This is a genomic window from Parabacteroides sp. AF21-43 (assembly GCF_003635435.1).
Lineage (GTDB): Bacteria > Bacteroidota > Bacteroidia > Bacteroidales > Tannerellaceae > Parabacteroides > Parabacteroides distasonis.
This window is the reverse complement of sequence record NZ_QTMG01000018.1, coordinates 18,447-44,441: the sequence shown is the minus strand read 5'-3', so window position 1 is coordinate 44,441 and position 25,995 is coordinate 18,447. Positions and strand designations below refer to the sequence as shown.

The 25,995-nt window shown below is 44.0% G+C and carries 28 protein-coding genes and 3 tRNA genes; 10 read left to right on the top strand and 21 right to left on the bottom strand.

What is annotated here, in order from left to right; all coding sequences use genetic code 11:
- Positions 1-9 precede the first annotated feature (9 nt).
- Positions 10-1,743 carry a S41 family peptidase gene (locus tag DWX84_RS13305; protein ID WP_005865846.1) on the top strand — a complete coding sequence of 578 codons (1,734 nt, stop codon included), beginning with the start codon at positions 10-12 and terminating at the stop codon, positions 1,741-1,743.
- Positions 1,688-2,203: a 5-formyltetrahydrofolate cyclo-ligase gene (locus DWX84_RS13300; protein WP_005865844.1), complete on the top strand. Its 516-nt coding sequence runs from the start codon at positions 1,688-1,690 to the stop codon at positions 2,201-2,203. Before DWX84_RS13305 ends, DWX84_RS13300 begins: the two co-directional genes overlap by 56 nt.
- Positions 2,204-2,312: 109 nt before the next feature.
- Here DWX84_RS13300 and DWX84_RS13295 read toward each other — a convergent pair whose 3' ends face one another.
- Entirely contained in the window at positions 2,313-2,606 is a 294-nt protein-coding gene (locus tag DWX84_RS13295; protein WP_005865842.1) for a DUF721 domain-containing protein, read from the bottom strand.
- A 2-nt stretch (positions 2,607-2,608) separates the two neighbouring features.
- Positions 2,609-3,706 carry a DNA replication/repair protein RecF gene (locus DWX84_RS13290; RefSeq protein WP_009276542.1) on the bottom strand — a complete coding sequence of 366 codons (1,098 nt, stop codon included), beginning with the start codon at positions 3,704-3,706 and terminating at the stop codon, positions 2,609-2,611.
- Positions 3,707-3,854: 148 nt separating this feature from the next.
- Here DWX84_RS13290 and DWX84_RS13285 point away from each other — a divergent pair, with 148 nt between their 5' ends.
- The 5 genes from DWX84_RS13285 (at position 3,855) to DWX84_RS13265 (ending at position 5,813) form a co-directional block, all read left to right on the top strand.
- Positions 3,855-4,538: a tetratricopeptide repeat protein gene (locus DWX84_RS13285; protein ID WP_009276541.1), complete on the top strand. Its 684-nt coding sequence runs from the start codon at positions 3,855-3,857 to the stop codon at positions 4,536-4,538.
- 76 nt (positions 4,539-4,614) lie between these two features.
- Positions 4,615-5,097: a 6,7-dimethyl-8-ribityllumazine synthase gene (ribH, locus tag DWX84_RS13280; protein WP_008774114.1), complete on the top strand. Its 483-nt coding sequence runs from the start codon at positions 4,615-4,617 to the stop codon at positions 5,095-5,097.
- Positions 5,098-5,151: 54 nt separating this feature from the next.
- A tRNA-Tyr gene (locus DWX84_RS13275) sits at positions 5,152-5,234 on the top strand.
- A gap of 60 nt (positions 5,235-5,294) precedes the next feature.
- Positions 5,295-5,367, top strand: a tRNA-Gly gene (locus tag DWX84_RS13270).
- 113 nt (positions 5,368-5,480) lie between these two features.
- Positions 5,481-5,813, top strand: a complete 333-nt coding sequence (locus DWX84_RS13265) for a hypothetical protein (RefSeq protein WP_008774115.1) — start codon at positions 5,481-5,483, stop codon at positions 5,811-5,813.
- 9 nt (positions 5,814-5,822) lie between these two features.
- Here the strand turns inward: DWX84_RS13265 and DWX84_RS13260 are convergent, their stop codons facing one another.
- The 19 genes from DWX84_RS13260 to DWX84_RS13170 all read right to left on the bottom strand — a co-directional run bounded on the left by DWX84_RS13260 (position 5,823) and on the right by DWX84_RS13170 (position 23,835).
- Entirely contained in the window at positions 5,823-6,023 is a 201-nt protein-coding gene (locus DWX84_RS13260) for a hypothetical protein (protein WP_048928013.1), read from the bottom strand.
- Between the two features lie 51 nt (positions 6,024-6,074).
- Positions 6,075-6,395 carry a DUF4491 family protein gene (locus DWX84_RS13255; RefSeq protein ID WP_008774116.1) on the bottom strand — a complete coding sequence of 107 codons (321 nt, stop codon included), beginning with the start codon at positions 6,393-6,395 and terminating at the stop codon, positions 6,075-6,077.
- Between the two features lie 291 nt (positions 6,396-6,686).
- On the bottom strand, positions 6,687-7,070 hold the full coding sequence (gene secG, locus DWX84_RS13250) for a preprotein translocase subunit SecG (RefSeq protein WP_022192885.1): 384 nt from the start codon (positions 7,068-7,070) through the stop codon (positions 6,687-6,689).
- Positions 7,071-7,077: 7 nt separating this feature from the next.
- The gene (locus DWX84_RS13245; RefSeq protein WP_022192884.1) at positions 7,078-7,845 is read right to left on the bottom strand and encodes a hypothetical protein; all 768 of its coding nucleotides are present in this window, start codon (positions 7,843-7,845) and stop codon (positions 7,078-7,080) included.
- Between the two features lies 1 nt (position 7,846).
- Positions 7,847-8,383, bottom strand: a complete 537-nt coding sequence (locus DWX84_RS13240; protein WP_005861582.1) for an LptE family protein — start codon at positions 8,381-8,383, stop codon at positions 7,847-7,849.
- Between the two features lie 4 nt (positions 8,384-8,387).
- Positions 8,388-9,578 carry a sigma-54-dependent Fis family transcriptional regulator gene (locus DWX84_RS13235; protein ID WP_087880726.1) on the bottom strand — a complete coding sequence of 397 codons (1,191 nt, stop codon included), beginning with the start codon at positions 9,576-9,578 and terminating at the stop codon, positions 8,388-8,390.
- Between the two features lie 104 nt (positions 9,579-9,682).
- Positions 9,683-10,510, bottom strand: coding sequence for a lysophospholipid acyltransferase family protein (locus tag DWX84_RS13230; RefSeq protein WP_005861578.1), 828 nt, complete (start codon positions 10,508-10,510; stop codon positions 9,683-9,685).
- Between the two features lie 3 nt (positions 10,511-10,513).
- A complete protein-coding gene (locus DWX84_RS13225) occupies positions 10,514-11,401 on the bottom strand; it encodes a CDP-alcohol phosphatidyltransferase family protein (RefSeq protein ID WP_005861576.1) in 888 nt (295 codons plus the stop codon).
- 7 nt (positions 11,402-11,408) lie between these two features.
- A complete protein-coding gene (locus tag DWX84_RS13220; RefSeq protein ID WP_005865829.1) occupies positions 11,409-12,137 on the bottom strand; it encodes an SDR family NAD(P)-dependent oxidoreductase in 729 nt (242 codons plus the stop codon).
- 11 nt (positions 12,138-12,148) lie between these two features.
- The gene (locus DWX84_RS13215) at positions 12,149-12,616 is read right to left on the bottom strand and encodes an adenylyltransferase/cytidyltransferase family protein (protein WP_005861572.1); all 468 of its coding nucleotides are present in this window, start codon (positions 12,614-12,616) and stop codon (positions 12,149-12,151) included.
- 168 nt (positions 12,617-12,784) lie between these two features.
- Positions 12,785-13,894: a 4-hydroxythreonine-4-phosphate dehydrogenase PdxA gene (pdxA, locus tag DWX84_RS13210; RefSeq protein ID WP_005865827.1), complete on the bottom strand. Its 1,110-nt coding sequence runs from the start codon at positions 13,892-13,894 to the stop codon at positions 12,785-12,787.
- Between the two features lie 16 nt (positions 13,895-13,910).
- The gene (locus tag DWX84_RS13205) at positions 13,911-14,948 is read right to left on the bottom strand and encodes a DUF4837 family protein (protein ID WP_008774122.1); all 1,038 of its coding nucleotides are present in this window, start codon (positions 14,946-14,948) and stop codon (positions 13,911-13,913) included.
- 16 nt (positions 14,949-14,964) lie between these two features.
- The gene (gene rlmN, locus DWX84_RS13200; RefSeq protein WP_048928010.1) at positions 14,965-15,996 is read right to left on the bottom strand and encodes a 23S rRNA (adenine(2503)-C(2))-methyltransferase RlmN; all 1,032 of its coding nucleotides are present in this window, start codon (positions 15,994-15,996) and stop codon (positions 14,965-14,967) included.
- A gap of 136 nt (positions 15,997-16,132) precedes the next feature.
- Entirely contained in the window at positions 16,133-18,268 is a 2,136-nt protein-coding gene (locus DWX84_RS13195) for a SurA N-terminal domain-containing protein (RefSeq protein ID WP_005861564.1), read from the bottom strand.
- Between the two features lie 96 nt (positions 18,269-18,364).
- Entirely contained in the window at positions 18,365-19,618 is a 1,254-nt protein-coding gene (locus DWX84_RS13190; protein ID WP_005865821.1) for a hemolysin family protein, read from the bottom strand.
- A 1-nt stretch (position 19,619) separates the two neighbouring features.
- Positions 19,620-20,285 (bottom strand): LPS export ABC transporter periplasmic protein LptC, encoded by a 666-nt coding sequence (gene lptC, locus DWX84_RS13185; protein ID WP_008774124.1) that lies wholly within the window; start codon positions 20,283-20,285, stop codon positions 19,620-19,622.
- A 2-nt stretch (positions 20,286-20,287) separates the two neighbouring features.
- Entirely contained in the window at positions 20,288-21,652 is a 1,365-nt protein-coding gene (locus tag DWX84_RS13180) for a lipopolysaccharide assembly protein LapB (RefSeq protein WP_121961293.1), read from the bottom strand.
- An 85-nt stretch (positions 21,653-21,737) separates the two neighbouring features.
- The gene (locus DWX84_RS13175; protein WP_121961294.1) at positions 21,738-23,021 is read right to left on the bottom strand and encodes a hypothetical protein; all 1,284 of its coding nucleotides are present in this window, start codon (positions 23,019-23,021) and stop codon (positions 21,738-21,740) included.
- Positions 23,008-23,835, bottom strand: coding sequence for a type III pantothenate kinase (locus DWX84_RS13170; RefSeq protein WP_005865812.1), 828 nt, complete (start codon positions 23,833-23,835; stop codon positions 23,008-23,010). Before DWX84_RS13170 ends, DWX84_RS13175 begins: the two co-directional genes overlap by 14 nt.
- 36 nt (positions 23,836-23,871) lie before the next feature.
- Between DWX84_RS13170 and DWX84_RS13165 the strand changes: the two genes are divergently transcribed.
- From DWX84_RS13165 to DWX84_RS13150, 3 genes are all read left to right on the top strand, one after another.
- Positions 23,872-24,918 (top strand): DUF2776 domain-containing protein, encoded by a 1,047-nt coding sequence (locus tag DWX84_RS13165; protein WP_005861552.1) that lies wholly within the window; start codon positions 23,872-23,874, stop codon positions 24,916-24,918.
- Positions 24,919-25,261: 343 nt separating this feature from the next.
- Positions 25,262-25,335: transfer RNA gene (locus DWX84_RS13155), tRNA-Thr, on the top strand.
- Positions 25,336-25,461: 126 nt separating this feature from the next.
- Positions 25,462-25,992, top strand: a complete 531-nt coding sequence (locus DWX84_RS13150) for a DUF4199 domain-containing protein (RefSeq protein ID WP_005865810.1) — start codon at positions 25,462-25,464, stop codon at positions 25,990-25,992.
- The last annotated feature ends 3 nt before the right edge of the window (positions 25,993-25,995 follow it).

The following is a 25,995-nucleotide window of genomic DNA, read 5'->3' as shown; positions in this document are numbered from 1 at the left end:
AACGTTTTTATGGATAAAAACAAAAGACTGACCGTATGGCTCCCGGTTATCATCGCGGCTAGTATCGCTTTAGGTATCTTTATTGGGAACCATTATTTATCTATCAGTCAAGGAAAAAAACGGTCCTACTCCAGCGGCAACAAGATAAATGCCATCTTGGACATTATCGACGAGCAATATGTTGACACGGTTAGCATGTCTAAGTTGGTAGAGAGTACGATCCCGAAAATATTCAGTGAATTAGACCCTCACTCCGTATATATCCCCGCCGAAGACGCTTCCGTGGTGAATGAGGAGCTGGAAGGTTCTTTCAGTGGTATTGGCGTATCATTTAATATGCAAACCGATACGATCCTAGTGATCAGCGTAATTAGCGGTGGTCCCGCAGAGAAAGCAGGTTTACTGCCCTTCGACCGGATCATCTCGATCAATGATTCTATTTTTTCCGGAAAGAAAAAGAACCAAGGAGAGATCATGAAGACACTTCGGGGCGCAAAGAACAGTACGGTGAAACTAGGCGTACAGCGAGGGAATTCTCCTGAGTTGCTCTATTTTGACGTAACCCGTGGAGATGTCCCTGTTAATTCGGTCGATGTTTCTTATGAGGCGGCTAAAGGTATAGGTTACATCAAGGTTAGCAAATTCGCCCGGAATACTTATAATGAGTTCATCACGGCGATCGCCAAGTTAAAACAAGCGGGCTGTACCTCTTTCGTGATCGACTTACGGGGTAATACCGGCGGATATATGGATGCCGCTATCAATATGATTAACGAGTTTATGCCGGAAGGACGCTTGATCGTCTACACGGAAGGTAAGTCGTTCCCCCGTTCCGACGTATACGCGAACGGAACCGGAACTTGTAAAGACGCCCCGATCGTAGTATTGACCGATGAGATCTCGGCTTCCGCCAGTGAGATATTCTCCGGAGCGATCCAAGATAACGACCGGGGTACGATTATCGGACGAAGAACGTATGGCAAAGGTCTGGTACAAACTCAAATGTCATTGAGCGACGGTTCAGAGATGCGATTGACCATCGCCCGTTATTACACGCCGTCCGGTCGCTGCATCCAGAAGAAATATGAGATGGGTAATACGGACGCTTACGACCAAGATATCTATAACCGATATATGCACGGCGAGTTTGACTCGGCCGATAGCATCAAGATGGATGATTCCTTAAAATACCAGACCGTAGGCGGACGTACCGTATACGGCGGGGGCGGTATCATGCCAGATATCTTTATCCCTCGCGACACGAGTGGCGTTACCTCTTACTACTCAAATGTGGTAAATAGCGGCGTGCTTTACCTGTATGCGCTCGAGTACTCAGACCGCCATCGGGAGAAACTAGGCTCATTCAAGACTTGGGAGGAATTATATAATTACTTGCAGCAACAACCGCTCCTTTCCGACTTCGTGAACTTCGCGGCTACCAAGGGCATCAAGAGACGTCCCACATTAATTAATATATCCGGCAAGTTAATCGAGAACCAATTGCAAGCGTATATCGTAAGGAATTTCTTCGACGAGGCGGGCTTCTACCCCATTTTCCTAAAAGATGACGTTACCTTATTACGTGCGATCAAGATCTTGCAAGAGGGAAAATCCGTGCCGAACGCGGAACTATTAAAACAATCAGCGAATGGAGACTTACACAGCCAAGCAGGCCCTACGAAAAGATATGGCCTCTCGAAAGAAAGAATATTCGAGGATTACCTTGTGCGAGCTATCGGATAAGATCATGAACCACTTGGAACAGACGGAACTGTTCCAAGCGGCTTCTTGTATCGCCCTTTATCACGCTATAGCAGGAGAAGTACAGACCGCCGGCTTTATCGAGAAATGGTACCAAAAGAAAAAGCTTCTGTTGCCCTTGATCGTTGGTGATGATTTGAGATTGCTTCTTTACGAAGGACCGGAATCCTTAAAACCCGGACCTTTCGGGATATTAGAGCCTAAGGCGGACGGCATAGAAGTTCCAAAGAATGAGATCGACTTGATTATCGTGCCCGGAGTCGCCTTTGATAAAGACAAGAACCGCATGGGACGAGGAAGGGGATTCTACGACCGCCTTCTTTCCACGCTCAACGCTCCCAAGGTTGGCATATGCTTCGGGTTCCAGATGATACCGCAAGTCCCGGTAGAGCCACTCGACAAGAAAATGGATTACGTAATAACAGAAGACACCATCTATTGATCTCTCCGCAGAATATATACTTACTGGGTCAAGCCATATATACTTACCGGGACTGGGCAGTATATGTTACTTGACCCAGTAAGTAATATTGCGAATGGTAAAGCCACACTCAATGAAAAACGATATTGGTAATGACCGAGGCACCCGCATAATCATTCAAGCTTTTCACCAACCGTTCCCGGCAAAGCGTCAACTCGCTACGAAGTACGGAGGAAGTCAATGAGACATGAAGCACCTTATCACGTACATATATATTACGTGTGTACTGCATGATCGTAGGCCCTAAAACTTCTCCCCACGCACGTTGGACCCGGATCTCCATCATTTTCTCGTACAACTCGGTATTATCCTCGAAAAAGTCACGAAGCACCTCACCCAATGTCTGTGTATTTCTTCTCTGCATCCTTATTCCTCCATAGGTTGTACCTCGCCACGTTCCACACGGAAGAGGGCATAGTCATGATTCATAGCCAATAAGATCTCATCCAGATACTTCCGGTTCGTATCCGTAATAAAAATCTGCCCGAAGCCATTCTCGCTGACCAGTTTGATGATCTGCTCCACACGGCTAGCGTCCAGCTTATCGAAAATATCATCCAACAGCAAGATAGGTGTAGTCCGTCCCCGTTTATTTAGGAAAGCGAACTGAGCGAGTTTCAAGGCGATCAGATACGTCTTATTCTGTCCTTGCGAACCAACCCGGCGAATCAGGTACCCGCCCAACGTCATTTCCAGCTCATCCTTATGGATACCGGAAGAGGTATAGCCCAATATACGATCCCGTTCCCGGCTCATCGCCAATTTACCGGCAAGCTCCGTTTCCTCCAATTGCGAGATATAATGTAGCCCTACCTCCTCGGCAGAGCCGCAGATCGTCTGGTAGTACTCATTAAAGATCGGGGTAAAATCCTCCACCAGTTTTTTCCGCTTCTCGTAAACGATTTGGCCGTACATACCCAGCTGCATCTCCAATACCTCATAAAGAGAGGCATCCATGCTCTGATCTTTCAGCAACGTATTCCGTTGGAGCAACGCTTTATTATATTGGATAAGCGCATGCAGATAAGGCTTGTCCTGCTGCGAGATGATTAAGTCCAAAAAACGGCGTCGCTCATCGCTCCCCCCCCGGATCAAGTCGGCATCAGCCGGAGAGACCATGACCAACGGTAATAGGCCGATATGCTCGGACAGCTTGTCGTACTCCTTCTTATTCCGTTTGAACTGTTTGCGTTGCCTACGCCGCATGGCACAGAAAATCTCCTCCTCACGTCCCTCATAATCATAGTTACCCTGCACCACGCAAAGATCTTGATCACTGTTTATTATCTGGCTATCAGGCGTATTGACATGACTCTTGCAAAACGAGAGATAATGAATGGCATCCAATAGATTCGTCTTCCCCATCCCGTTATTGCCGAAAAAGCAATTCATCTTGGGCGAGAAAATAACCTCGGACTGAAGTATATTTTTGTAATTGAGAACAGAAAGCTTCTTTAGTATCATCTAAACCGTATTAATCGTACAAAATTAAAAAATATACTTCTAAGTATAGATTATATCAGCAAAAAAAACTACTTTTGCGCTTTGAATCGCCAACCGTATGGTATGGCTTAAAATCAGCGATAAAATTAATAAATAACTATAACACATTATGGCTACTAAAGAAAAGGACACCAACAAGGAGTTAGAAGTAGAAGAGATTGTCTCCAAATCGGAGCAATTCATTGAAAACAATTCAAAGAAGATTATTTACGGTATAATAGCTGTCGCACTCGTTGTTGGAGCTGTTTTGGGAATCAAGCATGGTTATTTAGTTCCTCAGGAGAAAAAAGCTGCCGCCGCCATGTTCAAGGGTGAGCAATACTTCGCCAGAGATTCTTTCGCCTTGGCTTTAAACGGCAATGGAGCTGACTATGAAGGTTTCGAGGCTATCATCGACCAATATGGAAGCACGGACGCCGGAAACTTGGCGAAAGCTTACGCAGGTATCTGCTACTACAAGATGGGCGATACGCAGAAAGCGATCGATTTATTGAAATCTTTCAGCGGAAAGGACCAAATGGTATCTCCGGCGGTTACAGGCTTGATCGGTGATTGCTACGTGAACATGGGTAATACGAAAGAAGGCATCAGCTATTTCGAGAAAGCCGCTAAGGAGGCCGACAATGAGGTAATCAGCCCGATTTACTTGAAGAAGGCCGGTATCGCTTACGAGAACTTGAAAGAGTACGACAAGGCTGTAAAGGCTTACACGACTATCAAGGACAAGTATTACACTTCCATGGAGGCATCCGATATCGATAAGTATATCACCCGTGCTTCGGCAGGAAAATAAATAAACAGTATATTATATAGTATAACAGAGGATGTCTCGGTCAAACAAGGCATCCTCTTCTTTTAAAGAGACAAGTATGGCTACAGCTTATCAGAATTTATCCGAGTACGATTTCAACAGCGTACCCGATGCTTCAGAGATGAACATCGGCATCGTAGTTGCGGAATGGAACAAGAACATTACCGAGAAGTTATTGGAAGGTGCTTGCAACACGCTTGAAAAGCACGGGGTGAAACCGGAAAACATCGTAGTTAAACGAGTTCCGGGAAGTTTTGAACTGACTTTTGGAGCCAAAAGATTGGCCGAGACTAAAGAATTAGACGCAGTGATCGTTCTGGGATGCGTCGTAAGAGGCGACACGCCACATTTTGATTACGTTTGTTCCGGCGTTACTCAAGGTATTACAGAATTGAATTTAATGTACGATATCCCTTTCATTTTCGGCCTGTTAACTACCGACACCATGCAGCAATCCGAGGATCGTGCGGGAGGTAGATATGGCAATAAAGGGGACGAGGCAGCGGTTACCGCAATAAAAATGGTAAATTTTTCTGCCTAAACGCTTGCAGGTTTCAAAATAAATCGTACCTTTGCACTGCAATTAAGAACAAGGGGGCAGTTACCAGAGTGGCCAAATGGGGCTGACTGTAACTCAGCTGGCTTTCGCCTTCGGTGGTTCGAATCCATCACTGCCCACCTTAATTGATCGGTTCACTATGTGAACCAATTCTTTCGAAAACCGAAAGAATACATATTGCGGAAGTAGCTCAGTTGATAGAGCATTAGCCTTCCAAGCTGAGGGTCGCGGGTTTGAGCCCCGTCTTCCGCTCTAGGAAAAGAGGAAAATCGAAAGGTTTTCCTCTTTTTTTATATCCTCGTATTACTATATATCCGGGATAATGTCTACTTTAGCCCCCAATACAACAAATAACAAAAAGAGAGATGAAGATGGTGAAAGGGATATACGTGTTGCTGACAATGTTCCTATTGATGGGATGCGCTACGGTAATGAATCCTTATAAAATGGACAACCGAATGCATAAGATAGAGCTAGGGATGACCAAGCAAAAGGTTATATCGATACTAGGAAAGGATTTTGAGTCGGCTGGCGCACGGATAACCCCCGACGGTCCGATAGAGAGTATCAGTTATAAGACGGTAACCATGACGATAGCCGACTACTCTGAAGGCTACTACATCCTAAGCTTCAAGAATGGGATACTAGTGGAGTGGTTCAAGGAAAAGACACCGATCAATAACAATACAGCGAACTAAGGTCTCCTTTTAGGCCACTAAAAACAAATAAGGCAGATGCCTCTGGGCATCTGCCTTCATTCTTTTACGATTATAAACTTTCTTCGATACATGAATCCGGTTATGACTGACCGGCCTGCCGTGGTTTTCTAACTCGGCCTCACGACTGCCTTTCCGGTTAGCCTTTATGTACTCGACTAACGGATCTTGCTTTTTTCTCTTTCTCTTCATAGCTTTATTGCTTTTATATCGCTTTCACGAGCGCAAAGATACGAAAAGAATTCATTTCACCTCACTATCGTCCCAAGGGTATTTTCTTTTCGGATTTCTAGGGAACCAACCTTTCTGCACACGCTCCTCCTGTTCGAAAATCTCCTTGATCGTCCAGAACGATGAGAAGGCGAATACGCCGCAAATAGCGGACACAAACACGCTGTCTATAAACAGGGAGGCTATCACTCCTAAAATCCCCAAGACAAGGAATATCCACCAGCATTTCGTCCCCCAATAATACTCGGCCTTCACGACTACCGGATGAAACAGACCGATAATCAAAAATGTAACGATACCGATCAACAACCCATCAAAATTTATCATATCCATATCTGAGTATTTATACTTATTACTATTATATGTAACAAATATACGAACAATATTCCACTTAACTGATCATTTCTTTCTATGAAGAGATAGAAGCCCCTATTCGCAATAATCGTCTCACAAAGATGAAACGATCTTTTCATATACGTAATACGATCTTTTCACCCTTGTGATACGATCTTTTCACATAGGTGAAAAGATTAAGAGATAAAGAAGCTTCCACTTAAAGTAGCACAAAAAAAGCCACATCCATTGTTAGTGGATATGGCTTCTATATTATTCTCAAATACAATCTTATTTGTTGCTTTCCTCCGCAGGTGTAGTAGTAGCGGGAGTTTCCTCTGCCGGAACTGCCGGTTGTTGCGCTGTACCAAAGTCCGGAGCGATCGTGTTAGGATCGATAGAGACAGCGTCGTTCACTTGTTGCTTGATCTCTGATTGAGCGGCATGCTCAGTTCTGGGGATAAATGCGGTAATCACGATACTCAGTACGATTACGGCACCCGCCAAACTCCAAGTAGCTTTCTCCAAAAAGTCTGTGGTCTTACGTACACCCATGATTTGGTTAGAAGAAGAGAATCCTGAAGCCAAACCTCCACCTTTCGAGTTCTGGATCAACACGATCAAGATTAATAGTATAGAGGCAATCAGGATTAAGATAGAAATAAATACGTACATCTTAGTTTTATTTTTTAGTGTTAATAATCAACTTTTCCAAAAATCTGATTTGGTCTGCAAAGTAAACATTTTTTTCTGGATATTTCAAGCTTAAGTTTTTAATAATTTGCAAAGCCTTATCATATCGCTTCTGTTTTATATAAATCCGGGCTAAAGTTTCCGTAAGGCACGAGTCTTCCAGCGATTTGGACTGTTCATCATCCAAATCTTTCACCGACTCTGGAGTCTCCGCACGGCTGGTTTCCTCACGGATTTCCAGCCCGCTACCCGGCATACGCTGTTGGTCATTTTTAATGAACGAATCGATCAAGTCGTGATGTCGAAGCCTATTCTCCGCATCCTCTCCAGATGGCTTCTCTTCTTCCTCTTTCGATAATGACCAAAACATATAATCTGACGATACCGATGGCTGGAACAGGAACGGGGCTTCTTTCTTAGGCTCCGGTTCCTCGTTACGGTTAGAGAGGAATGCGTCTATCAAGGAGAAAGTATCCTCTTTTCGCATATCCGGCTCATGCTCCACACGGGAGTTCAAGCCATATTTATCTCCCTCTATCAGTTGGAACAGCTTTTTCCGGTCCGGCAAGAATATCGCCATCTTCTCCAGCTCCGAGGTAAAACTCATATCATTTAATACGGCCAGATTCTTTAGATACAACATCCGTGCCACTTGAAAATACGGGTAATCCTCCACGATTCGTCGCAACTCAAGAAGAGTCCCCTCGGTCAATTCCGAAGGCTCCTCCATCAAACGATATAAATCCTCCGCCCTCATTCTACCAATTGGCAACCGTAGCGTTATAGATTTGGTCTACTATTTCCTCTATGATTTCCTCGCATAATGTTCCCTCTACCTGCTGCGGCATCAAGTTACTGTCGAACTCGCGGTAAGCGGAGAACGACTGCTCAAAATCCTCATCCGGGTTAACCCGGTTGGAGTAACGAACCCGCACCGTGATCGTCAACCTCGTCTGCGAGGCGATAGCATCCTCCTTCACGGCCATTGGAGCGAAATCGTAACCAGTGATCTCACCCTCCAACTCAAGGTCGCCATTGCTCGGAACCAGTTGCAGACGAGTCTGACGGATGTAAATATCCTTCAAATCCTCCGTAAACTGCGGCGCAAGGGTCGGATTCACGTAGGGAGCTTGGTTCGTGAAGTCACGAATCGTAATGGTCTTCACCTTCGTATAATCGATAGAGGCTCCATTAAACTTATAGGAAATAGAGCAAGCCGTAGCCAATACCGTCAAAAATGAGAGTATAAGCCAATTGGCTGCCGACAAACGTATGTTGACAATCTTCTTTAGCATATTTTTATTCCAAATTGTATTCCTTGATTTTTCGATATAACGTACGCTCCGATATCTTCAAGTCGGCTGCCGCGTTCTTCCGTCGCCCGTTATGCTTCTCCAGAGCCTTACGGATCATCTCCTTCTCCACCTCTTCCAAGGATAAAGTCTCCTCTTCCACATCCTCGGCATCTTGGATCGTCGGGTGCATGGCATGAACCGCCGCCGGATGGATCGGATGCGCATAAGGGGTATCGTCTGCCACCGTTGGCATCGGGATATTCCCTCCCATGATATCATGCACTAATTTCTTTAGCTCGTTCACGTCCTTTTTCATATCGAACAAGACTTGATAAAGGATCTCCCGCTCGCTGTTAAATATCTTTTGATCCGGATCTTGCTTCACCAATACCGGATATTTCTCAACGTTCACGTTCGGCAGATAAAGGTGCAGGACATCCGCCGTTATATCCCGTGTCTCCTCGATTACGGAGATACGTTCCGTGATGTTTTTCAATTCACGCACGTTACCCGGCCAACGGTAAGAAACCAATAATTGACGTGCTTCATCATCCAAGCGGATCGGCGGCATCCGGTATTTCTCGGCGCAATCACTGGCGAACTTACGAAATAATAAGACAATATCTTCCGGACGCTCCCGCAAGGGAGGCACTTGAATAGGCACCGTATTCAAACGATAGTACAAATCCTCCCGGAATTTACCTTCCGAAACCGCCTGCACTAAATTCACGTTCGTAGCGGCAACGATACGTACATTCGTCTTCTGTACCTTGGAGGAACCGACCTTGATAAACTCACCCGTCTCCAACACACGAAGCAAGCGTGCTTGCGTAGGAGTTGGCAGCTCTCCGACCTCATCCAAGAAGATCGTTCCACCGTCCGCTACCTCGAAATACCCTTTACGGTCGGCCAACGCCCCGGTAAAAGAACCTTTCTCGTGCCCGAAAAGCTCCGAGTCTATCGTCCCTTCCGGAATGGCGCCACAGTTTACGGCTATATATTGTCCATGCTTACGCTGACTGTTCTGGTGAATAATTTGCGGGAAAGTCTCCTTTCCTACTCCACTCTCTCCTGTAATAAGAACAGATAAGTCGGTTGGCGCTACTTGAAGCGCAACGTCGATCGCACGATTTAATCCCGGGTTATTACCAATAATCCCAAAACGCTGTTTTATCTGTTGTACATCAACCTTCATCACTCTTTCACTTTTAAAATCTGTAATTATTTCAGTTACTCTGCCAAAATTACAAATCTTAATTCAAACTACCACTATTGATAACAGATTCTATCGGTCGTTTCTTATTTTTTAGCACCATATGTACGTTTATACAAGAACTCGGCAAGATCCTTGTCTTCCGGGATGGCGGCGATCTCTTCCGGCGAGATAGGCTCACCGATATATACATCCGCTTTCTTTCCACGCTTATTGAAAGCCTCAGTAGGAATACGCAAGGTACGTATTTGCCAGCTGATATTCCCTAGCCAATAGAAAAAATGGGTATTTTGGAAATCAAAATAAACAGGGTATACCGGTGCTTTCGCCTTACGAACTAAGCGGATCACGCTATGCGCCCACGATAAATCCCGTACCTGTTTCTCTTTTTTATTATAAAATGAGATCGCTCCAGCAGGGAAGAAACCCATCGGATGACCTTCTTTCAGGCGTTGCAGGGATAGTCGCACGCCATTAACATTCGCCGGATTCGCCCCTCGCTTGTGGGAATCGGGCACCACGGATATGAAATTATCCTCCATCGCCCCGATCTTGGTCAAGATGCCGTTCACCATCACCTTAAAGTCCGGACGGCGGGAAGCGAAAATATCAATCAGCATGATTCCATCCAACGACCCGATCGGATGGTTGGAAACGGTAACAAAAGCCCCTTCCGGCAGATGATCTAAAATCTCCTTATTATGAACCTCATAGCTGAGATCGATAATGGGGTCATGCAATAAAGCGGAAGTAAACTCAGCGCCCCGTAAATGACAATTCCGGGCATGTACCTTATTAACCAGATCCACACGTAAGCACTTTATCAGCAACTTACCTAACCATGTCCCCACTCGCCCCTTGAAGAACGGGGCCATCTCTTGCAAATCGTAAATGTCAACAACACTCTTCTTCATACTTTATCCTAAAAACGAGGCACACATCTTCTCGTGTTTCCTCATCACTATCGCTAGTACGATGTTCAACACGATGATCTCGTATAGGTAATAAGCCCAGACCTGTCCCGTTAGTACGATCACAAACATAACCATCGTCCGGCCATTAAAGGTCAACAAGTCTATGTAACGCATTAAATGACGACTCTGTTTACGAAAGTCCACACGGATATTCTCCGGAATATTATCCCCATACTTCGCGTGCAAATTTTGTAACATACTCTGTAAGGTAGGCGTAGCCTTCACTTGCAACATCGTATACCAACGATATAAGAAGTAGAAAAACTTGTTAATGCCATACTTCATCTCCTTATGTTTCGCCTCCACCTGTTCCAAAGACTGAAACTCCGATCCTTTATCCTTACTGATAAAATAAAGGTGAAGCGTCTTATAATAATCCGTGATATTCGCTTGGACTAAATGAGACAGACCGGATAAGACCGCCAAGGCAAAGAACCAATCCGTACCGTAATCATGAGACAAACGAAGAGCGAATCCGATATAGATCGAAGCGAACCAGATATCCCCGGCGAATCCGTCCAAGATACGCCCGATAGCGGACTTGATCCCTGTAAGACGTGCCAGCTGCCCATCCACGCAGTCGAGGATATTGGCAAATACCAACAATAATATACCACAGATATTATATGTCAAATTATCGTGATAAAACATAAATCCGACCGCCGCACCCACGAAGATCGAGATAACCGTAATCATATTCGGGGTAATCCCCGTGCCTCGCAACATACGAGCAATACGAAATCCTATCGGACGATAAAAAATTCGGTCTATCTTATTTTCTGTTTCTATCGACTTTAACGATGCTTCGTATTCCTTATCCAACTCGCTCATTTGTTTCTTATTTATACGAGTAACCGCCATCCACAACGACTACCTCGCCATTAAAATAACTATTCTCTATCAACATTTTATAAACTTCCGCCAATTCATCCGGGTCGCAGAACCGTCCCAAAGAGACCTTGTTCTCTATATTCCGACGGATCTCGGCAGGCTTTGTTTTCTGCCATTCCGTATCGACAAAACCGGGAGCCACGGCATTCACACGCAGTTCATAGGGAACTAAGAACTTCACCATGTTTTTGACCAGCGCATGCACCGCGCTTTTCGTCACCCCATATGCCAAGGATACCGAATGAGGCTGTATTCCCATCAAGGAACCCGTAAACACGATACTTCCCCCCTTATTAATCCGTCCAACAATCTTCTGTAAAAGGAAGACCGGGAAATGGATATTAGCAAAGAAAACCCGTTCCCAATCCTCGAATGAAAGTTCCTCAAAAGGATCCCGACAGGTCATTCCCGCATTGAACACAAGGCCGTCCAAACGTAGCCTATTCTCCTCCAAGAAAGAATCGATAACCCCGATCGTATTCCGATCCGAGATATCGGCCCGCAGAATAGAAACCTGTATATCGAAACGCCCCACCAACTCGCTACGTACCTCCTCGGCCGCCGCTTGGTCGGAAGCATAAGTCAGTATAAGGTTATATCCGGCCTTTCCTAAACAGGACGCTACCGCCTTTCCTATCCCTTTTGTCCCACCGGTAATTAAAATAAATTTATCCATGAAACTGATCGTTATTTAGCGGCAGATCCTTTCACTGTTTCCGGCTTCGCCTGACGTTGGGTTGTCAGATTCGCCTCATAAGAATCATGTATCGTTTTTTTCAGATTCGAGGAGGAAACCCCCGTTCCGTAAGGGAAATAAAATACCTGAACGCCTAAATCCTTCAGATAGTCGTACTTTCCGAACCAGTCATCACCTACCACGAAAGCGTCGATATTCAGCTTCTTCACGATTTCCGTATGATCTAAGGAATGTTGTGGAATAACGATATCGGGAGTCTTCAACGCCTCGATGATCTGCAAACGTTCATGGAACGGAATGATCGGCTTCGCTTTATAAGAAGAGACCAACTCATCTGTACTAACCCCGACGATCAATATATCCGCCAAACTACGGGCGTAATTGATCATCCTAAGATGATTATAATGGAACATATCAAACGTCCCGGATGTATATACTATCGTTTTGTCTTTAAACATAATCGTAATTTTCGTTTTAAACCGCAAACTTACGCAAACTTTTCCTATCTTAAAAGTTTAAAACCAAAAAGCGTCCCACGCCCCATACAAAAATGTCATGTCAATAACATCCATTCGTTATTAACATGACATTTTATGTATTTATTGAAACTTGTCAGGAAAGATCTACTATAATCCGTCCGTATCGTCCTCTTTCGTCAAGTCCAGTTTCTCATTATCTCCCCCCCTATCGAAATATTGCTTACGCAACGGATTGGCGGTAGCCTCTTGATAACGCAACCGGTTCCGGAAGATATCCAACGCCGCATATAAGGCTTGGCGGAACGACTCTTCCGAAGCCACGTTCTGCCCGGCTATGTCATAAGCTGTTCCGTGTGCCGGAGAAGTCCGTACGATCGGCAATCCTGCCGTATAGTTCACCCCGTCATCCATCGCCAACGTCTTGAAAGGAGCGAGCCCTTGATCATGATACATCGCTAAGACACCATCAAATTTATCATACATCTGCGAACCAAAGAAACCGTCAGCCGCATAAGGGCCAAATGACATTACGCCTTTTTTCTCCGCCTCTTGCATTGCCGGTATGATAATCGTCTCCTCTTCCGTACCCAGCAATCCGGCATCACCGGCATGAGGGTTTAAGGAAAGAACCGCGATACGTGGCTTCACAATACCGAAGTCTTGCTTTAACGACTGATTGAAAATACGCAGCTTATTCACGATATCGCCCACGTTGATGGAAGACGCAACTTGCGACAATGGAATATGCCCCGTCACCAAAGCGACACGAAGATCATCTTTCATCAAGATCATCAAGGCTTTTTTATCCAAACCACCGAAGCATTTCTCCAAATACTCAGTATGCCCGGGAAAATGAAAATCCTCGTTCTGGATATTATGTTTATTGATCGGGGCGGTAAGCAGTACATCCACTACTCCCCGCTTCATATCCGTAACTGCCGCTTCCAACGCCTTGAAAGCCGACTCACCGGCAACCGGCGTAGATTTCGACAACTCCACCTTGGTCTCGTCCTCCACGCAGTTAATAATGTTCACCCGGTTTACTCCCGCATCCTCCGCATGTGAAATAATATTCATATTGATAGGAGGAAGCTCCAATGCCTTCCGGTGATAAGCGGCTATCTTGGACGAGCCATAGATAATCGGCGTGCAAAGCTCCGCCATGCGGGTATCGGAAAAGGTCTTTAATATTACCTCATAGCCGATACCATTTATATCTCCGTGGGTGATCCCCACTTTAATCAGTCGTTCTTCCATATATTTTGTTTGTTTATTACTTTTTCTCTTTTGGGATATCTAATGTCTCAGTTACCGGTTCATCAAATTCACCCGGCAAACGTAACGTAAATAAGGCAGCTTCTATTCTACGCATGAAATTACGCTTGTCTGTCTCCGGAGCATACACAAATCCCTCGGCTACAACCACACGATGATTCTTTTCATCCAAGCGGGTGTGGCTTACGAACGGGCCTCCCATCATATCGCCTTGCATTCTCCACAAACCGCGCATCACGCCGCAATATTTACCATTTAAGGTTATTGGCGTATACTCCACTCCCGCACGCGTTTCTGTTTGCATATAGGAACCCGGGAACGAACCCGGCAGATTCGCCTTCAATACAGAATCTCGTTTAGCGACCAGATATTCCTCCGTAAACGTATTCGGATCAGTATAAGGGAAAGTATATACGATTAAGTCCATACGGCCTGTGTTAGCGTTATTGGAAGACCAGAAGAAATCTGTCGTATCCTTATAGTACGTGAAGTTTGCCGGAGCGTTTAACATCACGTTCAGGTCGCTTTTCAGGTTATCCATAACCACCATACTATATTCCTTTTGTAATTGCTCTATCGCACGATTCATCTCCACCTTTACGAAGAAATCGACCAACGCCTTCTCATGGGTCTTTGAATACTCGACGATCGACTCCGTATTAGGAGCTTTCAGCGAAACAACCACCTGCCCTCTAGCCCAGACATTATTCTCGTAGCCTACAGAAACTTTCGTATAAGCGGTGGGGTCTATCGTAACCACTAATATATTCCTTACATACCGTAACAGACCTGTAAAATCCTTTGGTTGTACGTAGGTAATCTTCAAAGAAGGCTCGGCTTGCGGAAGTCCGGGCACCGAAGAGGCCAACTCAGACTTTATGGCTTCTCCCGCAGGGCCTTTCCAATCCTTTTGATCCATAACCACGACAACCTCATATGCGAAGCCCGTAGCTTGAGTCATCACAGAACCTGAATTACATGCTCCCATCAAAACAAGAAGCAGCAACATACCGATGAATAAAGAACGTGTTTTCATACCTGTGTGTTTTATATTATACAAATGTAACATTTTTCGCGGTAGAAAGCATTCCACAAGCGGCGAAAATATCCTCCCCACGTGACGCCCTTATCGTACATACAACTCCTTTGGCGTTTAAGAAATCCCGAAACGCCTCCATTTTAACGATATCGGAAGTCTCTAAAGACACATTCGGTATCGCATGAAAACGGATCAAGTTTACCCGACAAGGAATTCCACCTAATAAACAACTCAAAGCTTCGGCATGTTTCAAGCTATCGTTCAAATTTTTAAAAACAATGTACTCAAAAGAGACACGTCGTTGATGCGAAAAATCATATTGTTTGATTAAATCGATCACCTCCCTCGCTGGGAATGCCTTTTCAACCGGCATCAAGGAAAGACGTTCCATAGGATAGGGCGAGTGCAGACTTACGGCCAGATGACATTCGCTCTCCTCTAAAAAGCGTTTCAAGCCTTTCGTCACACCGATGGTTGAAACCGTGATACGCTTCGGGCTCCACGCATATCCATACGAGGCCGTGAGTATTTCCAAAACCTTGAAAAGCTCGTCTACGTTATCCAGTGGCTCCCCCATTCCCATGAAAACGATATTCGTCAATGAATCGTTTTCCGGCAAGGACTGGATCTGGTTCAATATCTGGTTCGCTGTCAGGTTTGCCGTGAAACCTTGTTTTCCCGTCATACAAAACAAGCAATTCATTTTGCATCCGACTTGAGAAGAGACGCAAAGAGTCGCCCGATCATCCGTAGGAATATAAACAGACTCAACAAAACGCCCCGGTCCGGCAGCATATAGATATTTGATCGTACCGTCTTTCGACTTTTGATACTCAGATGGCGGATAAGCCCCGATCTCGAATGAATCCTCCAATAAAGCACGTTTGGCAACCGCTATATTCGTCATCTCCGAAATCCGGGTTATTTTCTTTTTATAAATCCAATCGGCCATTTGCTTAGCCGCATATGCGGGAAGACCCACCTCAGACGCTACACCTTTCAGTTCCTCCAAGGTCATCCCTAATAATTGTCTTTTGTCAACCATGCTATCGATATTTTCTTATTCGCGAAAGTACGAGAAATATTCCACAAAATAAAGATCCCCTGTTTTGCCGTCAAAATAAATATATCTTGACGACAAAACAGGGGATCTTTTTTATCTTAAGTATAAATACTCTTTATTAATAGAAACGGATACGGTTGTCTTCCACCTTAGCGTTGTTGACCATAGATTGGATAGCTTGGAATCCTACACGATACGCGTTCGAAGCATCCAACGCACGGATTTCCTCAGCCTCGTTGAACTCCTTACCATCTTTATTTCTTGCGTATACCTTGAACACATATACACCGTTGTTACCTTTAACCGGAGCACTTACTTGGTCAACTTGAGCCATAGAAACCATAGCGTTCAAGTTCGGTTCGATACCGATACCAGCGATACGGCGAGTACCAAAGTTCACGAACTTTACAGAGTCTACAGAAGAACCCATCGTTTCAGCATATGCCTCAACTGAAGTTAAATTCTTAGCAGCCAATTCCTGAGCGATCTTATCGCCTTTTTTCTGGGCAGCCAATTCAGCTCTCAAAGCCGGAGCGACCATATCAACCGGACGATACCCCTCGGAAATACTTCCTTCTACAGCAGCCACGACAAATTTATCACTACACTCGAAGATCTCAGAGATAGAACCTTTATCGTTCTGGAACGCCCAACGAATTACCGGACGTGAATTCTTGATAGAACCTAACAACTGATCATCCGTAGTAACCGTTGCACCTGAAATCAAGTTATAACCGGCTTCCTTCGCATTCTCCTCCAATTTAGCCATAGAGTTGTTCTTCGATACGAACTGATTCAACTCATTGTAGATGTTGCTATAGGTCTTAGAGCTAGGAGATACAGTCATGTCGATATCTGCGATCTTATATTTTTCAACATTTCCTGTTTTCTCTGTTACTTTTACAAGGTGAGTACCATATAAAGATTTCACAACCGCTACCTCATTCAATGGAGTTGAGAAGACAGCCTTCTTAAAATCATCATTCACACCTCTCAAAGCGGTAACCTCTGTAAACCAACCTAGTTCACCACCATTCTCGGCGGCTTGGTCTGCTGAGTATTTCTTAGCTAATTCAGCGAAATTAGCGCCACCTTTCAACGCCCCCATCAAGCTATCAGCCAAAGCTGTTGTCTCAGCCTCAGATTTACCGGCCAACATGATGTGGCTAACTTTTACTGAGTCCGGAGCGACCGTCTTATCGACTAGCTTAAACATTCTGTATTTGTCATTCTCGAATACAGGACCATAAACAGCGCCAACCTCAGAAGTCGTAGCGAATTGTTTCATCTCCGGATCCAAAGCCTTCTCCGTGAAGAAAGCGTCAACATAAGGAACCTCAGAGTTCTCGTTTACTACATCAGCCACTCTTTCAGACGTAGCCAGCTCCTCTTTCAAGCTCTCGATCTCGGCCTGTGCCTTATCATAATCCTCTTTACTCGGACGGATATCTACGGCGATATATTTAATTACCTTAGATTCTTTTTGTTTATAAAGCTCCTTGCGTTGGTTATACAATTTCTCGATCTCGCTCTTGCTTACCTCAATCGTTGAATCCGGAATCGTAGCATATGATTGCATAGCGTAAATGATATCCGAATTCTCGGCATTATCATTATAAGCTTCCTTAGCGTCCAATGAATTCGCGGAAATAGCCTTGCTCAATAATGTCGTATATTTTTGCTCCAAACGTTGACGTTTGATGTTCTTCTCCCAGAACAACCAGAAGTTCTTAGCTTGAATCAGCTGTGCCTGTTGATCTGCCGGATAGCTAGCGATATTATCGGAATCGATTTGTTTCAAGAAATTCAACAAAGCGGCCTTATCAAAAGCACCAGTCTGAGGATTCGTAAACATTTGCATTTGTTGGATCAACGGAGAGATATTCTCACCTTGAACCATATCAAACAATTCTTCCGGACTTACTCCCATACCTAATTTAGCAGTAGCCTCGTCCAACACGACCTCTTGTACCATCGCATCGAATACGGACTGGCGAATCTGTGTCATATATTCCTCGGGCAGGCTGGCTGAACCGGATTGCATCTTATACATCTCGGCCATCTCATCAACGCGACCTTGATAATCTTGAATTTTTACAACCTCTCCATCAATCTCGGCGATCCGTTCCTGTGATTGCCTAAAATAAGTAGAACCAGAGTTTAAAAAGTCTCCAATGATAAAAGCGAACAATGCCAAACCCACCACGAGTACCAGCAGTCCTGCTTTGCTTCTAATTTTTTCCAGCGTAGCCATTTATCTTTATTATTTTTTAAAGTTTATTATTTCACATTTTAAGGGCACAAAGATATGAAAAAAAGGAAATTCCACAGCATATAATCCTTTTTTTTATCAAATCCCTACTTTCATACGTACAAGTTCGATCTTCGTAGCCGTTACTTTGATTATCTTAAACGAATATTTATCGATCTGGACAGTCTCGTTCAATTTCGGGAATTTTTGATAGAAGTGCAAGATAAAACCGGCGATGGTGACATAATCATCCGACTCCGGAAGATCCAACCCGAACATTTCGTTCAAGGTATCAATCTCCATTCTACCCGACAGCAAATACTCATTGTCCGATACTTTTTTAGCCACATGCGACTTCATATCGTGCTCGTCCTCAATCTCTCCGAAAATCTCCTCCACCAAATCCTCAAGTGTCACGATACCCGACGTACCGCCAAACTCATCCACGACAACAGCCAAGCTCTTCTTCTCTTGCATCAGCAGTTTCATCAGTTTATTCGCCGCCATCGTCTCCGGAACGATCGATACGCTACGGATATGCTGGGTCCAATCCTCCGGATTCTTGAAAAGCTCGGAAGAATGGATATACCCGATAATATCGTCAATATTCTCGTTATACACCAATATCTTCGAAAGTCCTGTCTCGATAAACTTAGAACGCAATTCCTCTATCGTAGCAGACGTATCACAGGCTACAATCTCCGTCCGGGGCACGATACAATCCCTCAAACGGACATTCGAGAAGTCTAAGGCGTTTTGGAAAATCTTAACCTCCGTATCCATATCCGAATTTTGCGGAGCATCTTCCAGACTTTGCTGTATAAAATAATCCAAGTCTACCTTGCCTAATGCCTGAGGTGAACTTTTCAAGTTCTTCACGCCCCCTAACTTCAAAATCAAAAAAGATAGCAGGGATGAGAACTTGGAGACCGGATACAGGATGATATATATGATAAATAATGGTATCGCAAATATATTGAGTGATAAATTAGGATTCAACTTAAATATGGTCTTGGGAATAAACTCCCCGGCAAACAAGATCAAGATCGTAGATATCACGGATTGGATAAAAACGATCAATGCCTCATTCGCAACCACCTTGGCTATAAACGGCTCCAATACGATTGCCATCTGAAGACCATAAACGACCAACGCAATATTATTTCCTACCAACATGGTAGAGATAAACAAATTTGGATTACGATAGAAAATACCCAGTATCTTACTGGATAGACTACGTTCCTTCTTATCCAGCTCGAAACGAAGCTTATTGGAGGAGATAAAAGCGATCTCCATCCCGGAAAAGAATGCGGAAAATGCGAGGGAAATTAAAATATAAGTCAGCGTCCCCACCTTAATTACTTTTTATTGAATCTATTTGTGACACATCTACCCGGGCACTATCCCCCTGAGCTGTCCGTGTCGTATCGGCCGGAGCATCGCTCACCGGGAAAATACCCTGTGAGTTAAATATCTTATACTGAGTCATATCTTGGTTCGACTCAAAACCTATACCTGTTATGATCTTATCTTCTTGCTCGATACGCATAAACTTATCAGAATAAACCTTCTCTTGCTTCTGGTCCCAGAACAATTGGGAAGTCTCAAAATGCTCCCCTTGCAGACTTTCCACCTCTACATTACCGATCAGCTCCCAAAGCCCTTTTTTATCATAATAATAGGCTGTATCCGCCTTAATACTCGCTTCTGTCTGGAATAAGGTATCGAACTTCTCCACGTAGATCCCCTCAGGGAAATACCAATGGGGTTCCGCCGCCTTCCCATAAATCTGCCACTCTTTCGCTTTCAAGCGATATCTCGTGATACCAGAATCGGAGATCAAGGATGACACATCCGTAGCCTTCATCGTATAAGTCTTGTCCGGGTCAAACTCAACATCAACCACCTCCTTATGCTCCTTACTGCAAGAGGCAGAAAACAAAAGAAGCATAACAACCACCACGAAGGTAGTTGTTATGCCCATATTTTCCGTTTTACAATGAAAACGATTTCCTATCATAATTACCGAATCGTTGTACGCTCTCCGATCCAACCACCGACAGTGAAAGGTTTGCCCTTCTCCAAATCCGGGTGCATGAAGATCTCCTCCGTAGAAGGAAGGTGAGCACGATAAGATGATATCAAAGTATTAGCCTCTTCAGCAACACTCGGATCTACCTGTTTCGCTTTCTCAAATTTATCGATAGCGGCATTATAAGCAGCTCTTGCCAGTACTCCGTCGTTCGGGAAAACAGACTTGGAAGTAGCGGCATACATCTTACCGATCAATAAATAGGCATTGCCATAATTAGGATTTGCCTCCAAAGCTTTCTGGCAATATTGTCTAGCCTTTGAATAAGCATTTTGCTCAAACAGCAACAATGCGATCATATAATAATCATCAGCTTTTGAAGTCGCGTCCGTTTCTAAATTTGCGGCCTCATCAAAGTATTTAATAGCCGTATCATAATCCTTTATCTTAACGGCTTTCTTTCCTAGCCCAACAGCTGCCTCGGCACTAGGTTCTTGACGATAAGCATAGTCTGATGCCAAAAAGTAAGCCTCGATTTCTTGGCAACCTGTTCTTCTCAACAAGGATATAGTCTCTTTCAAATAAGGTAAGTTGTCCTTATTCTCCTCGATCTTAGCAGCATACAAATTCTGCAAAGTCTCGCAATCGGCAGCACCACTATTCGCAAAGGCATTATCAACACCACTCTTATATGCGGTCAAGGCATTCACTTCTTTTTGATTGTTTGCAGCCTGCGCAGCTTTTAATTGAGCATCCAAGCCACCAGAAACCTTCAAATAATCTTGAATATACTGTTCTTTGAAGTTCGGATCGTTAACCATTTTCTTCATAGAAGAGAAACTAAACAAGGAGAGACCTAGAGCCTCCGTATCAGCACCTTTCTCATCAACGATCTCCTTCAACCAAGTATAGGCCTGATTATAGTCGGCATTATCGCCAGTTTGCGCTAAATAATCTTGCACTTTTCGAGCAACGATCCAGTCTTTTCCATACCGGCGATCATTTCCAAAATATTTCACACGCTTGTCGTAAACTCCCATCAAATCATCAATAAGAGCTTTCTTCTTAGCGGGATCTTTCTCTTGGGCGATCTTCCAGCCCATAATTTTCACACCGTACAAATAGATATCTTTTGTAGCGGCAGGACACTCATCGTACACGATCTTCCAGAAATCAAAGGCGTCTTTGAAGTTTCCGGCTTTCGCATAAGGAACGAACAAGCTGATATTGGTAATACAACGCACGCTATCCTCACCGGAACCGAACTGTGTACCATTATCTACTCCTTTCTGCGCATAAGCGCCTAACGTACCCATAGTACATCCAAGCGCTAGTAATAAAACTTTGATCTTCATATCTCTTTCTATTAAAGTTAGCTATAATATTTATATTCCTTCAAAAAAGTATCATACTCATTAGACCCTTTCGGCCATTCCCGGTTTAATCCACTTTTCGTTTAAAAAACCATAATTCGTTAAATGTATAGTTCACCGTAAACCGGAAATACTGCTCATCAATCATTGTACGTAATTCCGGACGGATCTTCACGTATTCAAATGACAGGTTCACTAATGAACGGTTATCGATCAATGGAAGCCCAAAACCGACACTCGCCCCATATTCATTATAACCATGTCCTTTATAACCATTCTCCTCGGAGCGACTGACTCTTAAGTACGAATTGCTATAATGAAAACCGGCACGGTATCTGATACGCCCCAAATAATTACGATTATCATAACGAGGAATAAACTCGGCACCAGCCGCCACACGTGTACGATTCTTGAATTGGCCTTTCTCGTTATCAAAATAAGCGTTCGCCCAGTCCTCATACAAGAAATCAGCGGCTAACGTCAACCGGTTCTCCTTCACATAAGAGATACCTGCTCCGTAAGAATTCGGCATATCAAACCGATAATCCTTAATCGTATCATTCCTCGTATATCCAGATGTAGAAGACAAAGAGCCAACAGTCTGAATATCATACACAGTCGTATTCAACTTCTTTCCGGGAGAGTAGACGAAACCTACCGTGACATGCTCCGTCTTACTCAAAGGATGCGTATATTGAATACCAAAATCTAACTTTAAATCACGAATCTCATAACGTTGGTTTCTATACACATTGTCCGCCCCTGTCGAGCTGGGAAAAATCAAGTTACGGGAATGTGTAATATTTCCAAATAAAAATCCGGCGTTTACACCAATGGAAAGACGCTTCTTCCAAATATCATAGGAGAGCCCTAAATAGGCATCGCTTAAGCCACCTTCGCCACTAAAGCTTTCTCCCCAACTTAAACCGCCCTCGGTACGGCTCTCGCCGAAATCATATCCTACATATGAATAAGGTAATAAACCAATACTCATCGCTAAACGCCGGGTGATCGGAAATTGCATGGCGATATACTCCACGTTTCCATTCATCTGTCGTTGCTTGTTCGTACCGTCATAGAACCAAGACACCTGACCGGACGCACCAAAATCAAAAAGGAATGTCAACGAGTCCATGCAACTATAAGATGCTGGATTTAATGGATTTATCTGTTTAGAGGACCTTAATCCATAACCGACTCCACCCATCGCCCTTCCGGCACCAAAAGATCGATCCGCCAACTCTCCATATCCAAATCGCGTATAAGGCGAGTTCGTGTTATTTTGAGCCCACAATGGCAATTGTGTAAAGATAAGAAAACTTATTATTACTACCTTATTAATTTTCAACATTATACTCTAAGATTCTGTTTAATCCTGTCAACACTAAATTAATGTCTGCAAAGATGGAGTTTTTTAGCCGTCTTTCAAAATAAAACGAATGACCGCCTGTTAAAAAAACCAAAAGATCCGGATATTTTACTTTCAGCTCGTCAATATATCCGTCCATCTCGTAAACAATCCCATTCACCACACCCGCTTGGATAGCCGTTTCCGTACTTCTCCCGATAAGCGGTATATCATCCTCTTCCGTTACCAAAGGCAGCTTCTTCGTAAAATGGTTCAACGCTCGAAAACGAGTAGTCATCCCCGGAGAGATATTCCCCCCCAGAAAGATACCCGGCGCTTCTATCACCTCATACGTGATAGCGGTACCGGCATCGATAACCAGCAGATTTTTTCCCGGCCGCAAATAATTCGCCCCCACGACAGCGGCCAAACGGTCCTTGCCTAGCGTTTTCGGCGTCCCATATTCCACCTTGATCGGTAAAGCTACATGTTCATCCAGAAAGACAAAACGCTGAAGCTTATTTTTTAGATAAGCGATCAACTCATCGTCCGTATCTATCACCGTCGATAAAATGCCTTGCGTAAAAGCGTACTTCTCAAAAAGAGCAGCGACCACAGATACACCGAATTGCTTGTATACAAAAGAAGCCTCTATATGCCCATTTTTATACACAGCGACCTTTGATGACGTGTTACCTTGTTCTATAATAAGATTCACTTCTCTGATATTTTCCGCAAAGAAAAACAAAAATGATGAAATAACACGCAAAAACATCGCATAACCTCTAAAATTCTTCTTGAACAAAAAGGATCGCATCTCTGTTTGAAGAAAAATCTAAATAAAAAACAAGTTATGAATTACGGGATTAGTGTCTTATTCAGGGCGATTCCATTGCTAATGGCCCTCTTTTGTTTCGGTTATGGATTTTTTGTCTTTAACTATGGAGTGGACTCCAGCAGATTCGTCGCCGGACCTGTCGTATTCTCTCTTGGCTTTATTTGTATAGCTTTGTTCGCTACGGCAGCGACCATTATTCGTCAAATTATCCATACATATAATAATGTAGCCAGATTCGCTTTGCCTATCCTTGGATATCTCTCGGCAACCATCACTTTTCTGGCGGGCTTTATCTTACTCATGTCCTCACCGGCGCCAGCAGACTTTGTCGCGGGCCATGTCATTTGCGGGGTGGGCCTTATAACCGCATGCGTAGCGACAACGGCTACCGCCTCTACCCGATTCACCTTAATACAAATGAACGCCAAAAGCGACGATCCCAGAATACCAGACAAAGCGTTCAACTTTTGGCAGGGGGTATTCTTGATCCTTGTAGCATCATTTATATCCATAGTCGCATGGATTTGGGCTTACCGGTTGCTAGCGCATAGCGACGAGCATTCCCAATACTTTGTCGCCGGGCACGTGATGGCCGGACTAGCATGTATTTGCAGCAGCTTAATCGCTTTAGTCGCCACGATCGCCCGACAAATAAGAAACACATATTCCCGATTGGAAAAAAGGTTATGGCACCGTTTTGTCATCCTGATGGGATCTATCAGTCTGATATGGGGTCTCTTCGTATTAGGAGATAGCGACCCGGCTAATGCCTCAACCGGATATATCATGATCGGCCTTGGATTAGTTTGCTATAGTATCTCCAGCAAGGTGATCTTGCTGTCTAAAATATGGAGGGAAGAATTCAAGCTTGCCAACCGGATTCCATTGATTCCTATATTCACGGCTTTATTCTGCCTTTTCCTCTCCGCTTTCCTTTTCGAGATGGCGGCCGAGCATAGTTATTATGCCATTCCCGCACGGGTATTGGCCGGACTGGGAGCGATCTGCTTTACGTTGTTCTCCATCGTCAGCATATTGGAAAGCGGAACCTCTTCCAAATAAACTGTTTTTTCATCGTGATGAAAATACTTTTTCTTCACGGTGAAAATACTTTTTCTTCATGATGAAAATGTTTTTTCCTCACAATGAAAAAATCAACATTCTTTGATAAACCATCGGCCACAATACATAAAACATTTTTTAACATTACCAAAAGCATAAGGTTTTCAATTCTTTATAAACAATTATCATCCCAAGAGTAAGAAAACGCTTGCAAAGTAAAAAATAATATCTACTTTTGCACCCGGGTAAGTCCTACACGGCATGCTCCCTCGGAATCCCCCAGGGCTTGACCGCAGCAAGGGTACTTGGTTGTAGCGGCGCGATGTAGTAAGCTTACCCACCTGCCTCTTTAGCTCAGTTGGCCAGAGCACGTGATTTGTAATCTCGGGGTCGTTGGTTCGAATCCGACAAGAGGCTCAGATAAAACACAACTTAAAAGGAAGCTTATACGTAGGCTTCCTTTTTTCTATTTTAGACATAATATAGTTGCGCATTTGCATTAATATATTAACTTTGCTGATAAGAATTCAAAACAGCAACATCATGGAAGAGAATAAGAATTTACTTTTAAAAGGCGCTATGACTTATGGTTTGGCCATGGGTATATATTGGGTAGTGAAATACATCTTTTTCATCTTCAGCGTTTCAGTCCCCTCCTTGAGTCTTGTCTATTGGCTATTGACGCTCGCCGTCCCTTTCATCGCCTACTACATGACGAAAAGATATCGGCACGACATCGGTGGAAGGATCAGTTTCTTTCATGCATGGAGATTCGGCACGATGTTGTATTTTTTCGCCGCATTGATCGTCTCGCTTGAATACTTTGTCTTTTATCAGTTCATCGCCCCACCTGATTTCGTGGCAAATGCGATCGGGCAATTAACGACTGCATTAAAAGATAGCCAAGTTAACTCGGATATGCTCGACTCGCTCAGCAATATTCGCATCTCGCCAATCCATATGGCCATACAAGGAATATTTAATAACGTATTTTACGGCATCATACTTTCTATACCGGTAGCGGCTCTCTTGTGCAGGAACAATTCGACTGGTTCCATCACTGAAAACCGCTAAAAA

Coding starts and splice junctions, on each gene's coding strand:
- DWX84_RS13285 (WP_009276541.1), top strand. CDS start 3,855: ATGGCTACTAAAGAAAAGGACACCAACAAGGAGTTAGAAGTAGAAGAG.
- DWX84_RS13305 (WP_005865846.1), top strand. CDS start 10: ATGGATAAAAACAAAAGACTGACCGTATGGCTCCCGGTTATCATCGCG.
- lptC (WP_008774124.1), bottom strand. CDS start 20,285: ATGATAGGAAATCGTTTTCATTGTAAAACGGAAAATATGGGCATAACA.
- DWX84_RS13240 (WP_005861582.1), bottom strand. CDS start 8,383: ATGCTAAAGAAGATTGTCAACATACGTTTGTCGGCAGCCAATTGGCTT.
- DWX84_RS13235 (WP_087880726.1), bottom strand. CDS start 9,578: ATGAAGGTTGATGTACAACAGATAAAACAGCGTTTTGGGATTATTGGT.
- DWX84_RS13265 (WP_008774115.1), top strand. CDS start 5,481: ATGAAGATGGTGAAAGGGATATACGTGTTGCTGACAATGTTCCTATTG.
- DWX84_RS13170 (WP_005865812.1), bottom strand. CDS start 23,835: ATGCGATCCTTTTTGTTCAAGAAGAATTTTAGAGGTTATGCGATGTTT.
- DWX84_RS13175 (WP_121961294.1), bottom strand. CDS start 23,021: ATGTTGAAAATTAATAAGGTAGTAATAATAAGTTTTCTTATCTTTACA.
- DWX84_RS13230 (WP_005861578.1), bottom strand. CDS start 10,510: ATGAAGAAGAGTGTTGTTGACATTTACGATTTGCAAGAGATGGCCCCG.
- DWX84_RS13180 (WP_121961293.1), bottom strand. CDS start 21,652: ATGAAGATCAAAGTTTTATTACTAGCGCTTGGATGTACTATGGGTACG.
- pdxA (WP_005865827.1), bottom strand. CDS start 13,894: ATGGAAGAACGACTGATTAAAGTGGGGATCACCCACGGAGATATAAAT.
- DWX84_RS13245 (WP_022192884.1), bottom strand. CDS start 7,845: ATGAGGGCGGAGGATTTATATCGTTTGATGGAGGAGCCTTCGGAATTG.
- DWX84_RS13205 (WP_008774122.1), bottom strand. CDS start 14,948: ATGAAAACACGTTCTTTATTCATCGGTATGTTGCTGCTTCTTGTTTTG.
- DWX84_RS13150 (WP_005865810.1), top strand. CDS start 25,462: ATGGAAGAGAATAAGAATTTACTTTTAAAAGGCGCTATGACTTATGGT.
- DWX84_RS13290 (WP_009276542.1), bottom strand. CDS start 3,706: ATGATACTAAAGAAGCTTTCTGTTCTCAATTACAAAAATATACTTCAG.
- DWX84_RS13260 (WP_048928013.1), bottom strand. CDS start 6,023: ATGAAGAGAAAGAGAAAAAAGCAAGATCCGTTAGTCGAGTACATAAAG.
- DWX84_RS13165 (WP_005861552.1), top strand. CDS start 23,872: ATGAATTACGGGATTAGTGTCTTATTCAGGGCGATTCCATTGCTAATG.
- DWX84_RS13255 (WP_008774116.1), bottom strand. CDS start 6,395: ATGGATATGATAAATTTTGATGGGTTGTTGATCGGTATCGTTACATTT.
- DWX84_RS13195 (WP_005861564.1), bottom strand. CDS start 18,268: ATGGCTACGCTGGAAAAAATTAGAAGCAAAGCAGGACTGCTGGTACTC.
- ribH (WP_008774114.1), top strand. CDS start 4,615: ATGGCTACAGCTTATCAGAATTTATCCGAGTACGATTTCAACAGCGTA.
- rlmN (WP_048928010.1), bottom strand. CDS start 15,996: ATGGTTGACAAAAGACAATTATTAGGGATGACCTTGGAGGAACTGAAA.
- DWX84_RS13225 (WP_005861576.1), bottom strand. CDS start 11,401: ATGAGCGAGTTGGATAAGGAATACGAAGCATCGTTAAAGTCGATAGAA.
- DWX84_RS13215 (WP_005861572.1), bottom strand. CDS start 12,616: ATGTTTAAAGACAAAACGATAGTATATACATCCGGGACGTTTGATATG.
- DWX84_RS13220 (WP_005865829.1), bottom strand. CDS start 12,137: ATGGATAAATTTATTTTAATTACCGGTGGGACAAAAGGGATAGGAAAG.
- secG (WP_022192885.1), bottom strand. CDS start 7,070: ATGTACGTATTTATTTCTATCTTAATCCTGATTGCCTCTATACTATTA.
- DWX84_RS13300 (WP_005865844.1), top strand. CDS start 1,688: ATGGCCTCTCGAAAGAAAGAATATTCGAGGATTACCTTGTGCGAGCTA.
- DWX84_RS13295 (WP_005865842.1), bottom strand. CDS start 2,606: ATGCAGAGAAGAAATACACAGACATTGGGTGAGGTGCTTCGTGACTTT.